At 63.4% G+C, this 3,954-nt stretch carries 1 protein-coding gene; it reads right to left on the bottom strand.

What is annotated here, in order from left to right; all coding sequences use genetic code 11:
- Positions 1–3,954: beta strand repeat-containing protein (locus AC6FTP_RS25910; RefSeq protein WP_497209791.1), on the bottom strand; the 3,954-nt coding region annotated here is incomplete at both ends.

Raw genomic sequence — 3,954 nt, 5'->3', positions numbered from 1 at the left:
CCACGACCTTGGCATTCGCCTGGATGCCGCCGCTGAAGGTCAGCAGGAGGGTAAGCTGGCCATCTTGCAGGAAGACTCGGCGGCCCAGGGCTCCGCCCGTGGTCGTACCGTTGAGCAGGGCTGTGATCGCTGTCACTGTGCGGGGCGTGCCGCCCACGTTTAGCACATCGCCTTCACGCACGGCCAGCTTCACGGCTCCGCTTTCGTTGATCACCCACAGGCCGGTATCGTTCGCTGTGGTCACTCCACCCGCTCCGACAGTCATGGTAGCCTGGAACAGCGGCTGGGCTGTGCCAGGCAGAGCAATCTGATTCAGCCTGAAGAAGGTGCTGCCGCTGACGCCAGGAGCTTCGCTGCCTTCACGCGCCACAAGGACTAGCCCGTTGGTGGCGTGTTGCGCCCACAGGCCGACGTTGTTGACGTTGGTCACGACACCTGTGCCGCGAACATCGCCTTTGACGAGGAACTCATAATCTCCTCCGCCCAGCACGAGGTCGCTGAAGTCATTGAACACGAGGCCGCCAGTGGTTCCTGGAGCGGCAGCGTTTTCACGCAGTTGCAGCGTCAGCACTCCGGGGGCCGTGTCCACAAAGACGCCGACGTTGTTTGTGCTGCTGACTCCGGCCAGGGTGTTGGTCACCATCTGGCTGATGAAGCCGTAGTAGTTGCCCGTGTTGTCAAAGCCCGGACTGCGGAAGCTGTTCCATTTCGCCAACGGGATGACAGCCGGAGCGGCATAAGTGTCGGCGAGCTGCTGGCTGGCTCCGTAGGTCGCGCCGAAACCTGTGTCGCTCGTGCCGTCAAAGCTGCCCACCACGACGCCGCTGGTGCCATCGGTGAAAACCACGCTGAAGGTGACGAGCATCTCGCCCGTGGGGGCCACGCTGAGTTCTTTGCCGTGACCGGAGGAAGCGTTGCTGGTTTCCAGGATGGCGAAGCTCTTCACCGTCTTGGTGGCGCCGTTGGCATCGAGGCTCTGGCCGTTGCGCATGAGGGGACGCAGGCCGGTGTTAGCGTCCCAGCCGAAGAGCACGACGCTGTTGTCCACCAGAGTGCCGAGGAAGATCACCAAGTCTCCACCGATGGAGAAGTTGCTGATGGACTTCAGATTGCTGGTCAGGCCGACATTCGTGCCCGCACGGGCGACGAGTTTGAGGACACCATCGCTGGCATTGCTGAACAGGCAGCGGCTGTTGACGTTGGCGGTGATGCCTGCGCCCCGCACTTCACCAATGAAGGCGATGTGCCCCACTTCATTGATGACGGGTGGACCGAAGTTGAAGTGGGTCACGCCAGGCAGGCTGGGCGCGGCCTGCGAGTCTGCGACGATGAGGGCCAGCGGCTGGCCGACCATCATGCCTGTATGCAGGCTGGCATCGGCATGGCGGATCTGGACGGCTGAAGCGAGCACGCCGCTGGAGTTGATCGCCGGAGAGCCGATGAGACTGTAAAGTGTGGAGCCGACCGGCCCACCGAGGACAGCGCTGCCGGTGGCACCCTGGACCGCGACGGTTTCTCCCACGCTGACAACAGGAGCGCTGCCTGGAGCGACGACGGTCGTGGTAATGGGGAAGTCAAAGGCAGCCTCGTTGAGGTCATCGCTGTTGATGACGACATTGCCTGCATAGGTGGCTGGAGTGGCGCTGCTGAGCGAGACTTGGAAGCTGTAGGAGGTGCCTGATGCCAGCGTCGCTGGAGCGGCGTTGGTGACATATTCGGAAGGCACCGTGATGCTGGAGATCGTCAGATCCGCGTCTCCCGTGTTGCGCACCAGGAAGTTGCGCAGGCTGGCCACATTCGGAGCCGTGCTGCCGAAATCCACGACGGTGACCTGACCATCGCTCAACTCAGGAGCCAGGCTGTGGCTGCCGTTATGCACGACGATTTCATTCAGGTAGGAAAGGGTCACATCATTGCCGCTGCCACCCACATAGCTGACCGTCAGCGGGATGCCGTTGAAGGTGACGACCGCGCCCTCGGCGAGGCCGCTGAAGGTGCCGGTGATGGCGTCCGTGTCGTCGTTGTTCACGATGGTCAGGATGTTATTGGCCACAGGCGTGTAGCTGCCGCTGAGCGAGAGGGCCGCTCCCGTGAGATCGATGAGACCGGCGACATTGAGCTGCGTGTGGCCGCTGTCTGCCGTGGCTCCGTTGATCACGATCTTCAGGCTGTCCGCGCTCGGGATGGTCAGGGTTGAAGCCGCGCCGGTGGTCACGTCCACACCGCTGTTGCTGGCGAAGACGTTGGTGCCCGGGTTGAGCGTGACGTTGCCGCCCGCGCTGTCGAGCGAGCCGGTGGTGAGGTCGATGTTCGCCGCTGAGGCGAAATTGAGTATCGTCGCCGCACTGCGCGTGATCGCCGCGCTGACGGTGATCGCACCGCTGTTGGCGTCGCCGATGGCGAGGGTGCCAGCCGTCACCAAGTCAAGTTCCGCATCGGTGAGGCCGAGCGTGCCCGCGCTGTCGGCGTCACCCAGGTTGATGAGGGTGCCATTGGTCTTCTGCTTCAGCGTTACCGTGCTAATCCCATTGGCGTCCACGGGTCCGGCGATGTTTATTTCGTCAGAGACGAGCGTGAGATTGCCACCGTTGGTTGCGGTCGAGATGCTCACCCCGGCGTCCTCCACCTGGATGCCGGTGTTCGACGCGCCGCCTGTACCACCCGTGCCTGTCACCGTCACGGCTCCGCCGCCGGAGGTGATGATGCCGCCGTTGCCACCCGCCAGGGTGACGCCGTAATGGAAGCCCCCGGTGCCCGCTCCGCCGGTGCCGTTCACCGTCACCGTGCCGGTTCCGCCTGCTGTGATCGTTCCATTCTGGTAAATCGCCACGCCAAAGGCTGCAAACGCCGCCCCAGTGCCACCGCCGATGCCCGTGACATTCACGTCGCCGCCGCTGGAGGTGATCGTCCCTCCCAATTGCACATTCACGCCTGATGGGAACTGCCCATCGGCCGTAGCACTGCCAGTTCCAATGACCGACACCGTCCCGGTCCCGCCTGCTGAGATCAGGGCACCGGCTGTATTCACATAGACTCCGTAGGCGTTGTCGCTCGCTCCAGTGGCGAAGGAGGTGCCGGTGACCTGCACATTGGCACCGCTGGTGTTGATCGTGCTGCTGTCGTCCACCGCTACTCCAAAGTTAAATTGACCCACGGACGCCCCGCCGCTGCCTGCCACCGTCAGCGTGCCCGAGGTGCCCCCGAGGATGTCGCCGCCGGACCGCACATACACACCGACCATCGTGCCGCCCGCAGCATCGCCCGCCTTGCCCGTGATGGAGAGGACTCCGGTGCCGGTGGACCGCACCAGAGCACCGTTCACATCCACTCCGACAAAGCTGCCGGTCGTCGCTGTTCCCTGCTGGTTGGCTTCGATGGTGAGGTTGCCATTCACGGTTTCCAAGCTGGAGCCTGAGGCCAAAGCCACGTTCCGGCTCACCTTCACCGTGATGGTGCCGGTGCCGCTGGTGATGAGGTTCGCATTCGCCGCCACATTCACGATGTCCGTGCCCGGTGTGGCGTCGTCATTCTGCAAGTCCACGTCCAGATTAGCATTCGCTGCAAAGGTGATGTCGCCATTCAGGTTTACCGCGTCGTCACCGGTGCCGCCGTTGAGCGTCAGGCTCGGCAGCGTGCCGGTGAAGGCACCGACGTTGATCGTGTCCGTGCCTGCCGCTGCATTGACGGTGATGCTGGTCACGCTGGTGAGTGTGACCGCGCCGCTGTTCCCCACGATTTGCAGTCCGCCATTGACGCTGAAGGTGCGTGTACCAGCGGCGAACTGGATGTTCCCCGCGCTAGGCTCGCTCACCGCAAGCGTGTCGCCATTGCCGCTGAGGTCCGTGACCACGATCACATTGCCTGTGGTGGCGACCGTGTAGTCCGGCACTGGTTCCACCGTGATGGTGAAGGTCTGCTCCAGGGTGGTCAGCGCCGCGTTGCCATTGATGGAGT

The sequence above is a fragment of the Prosthecobacter sp. genome, assembly GCF_044378005.1.
Taxonomy (GTDB): domain Bacteria; phylum Verrucomicrobiota; class Verrucomicrobiia; order Verrucomicrobiales; family Verrucomicrobiaceae; genus Prosthecobacter.
Note: the sequence above shows the minus strand (reverse complement) of the source record. Positions and strands in the feature narration are given on the sequence as shown.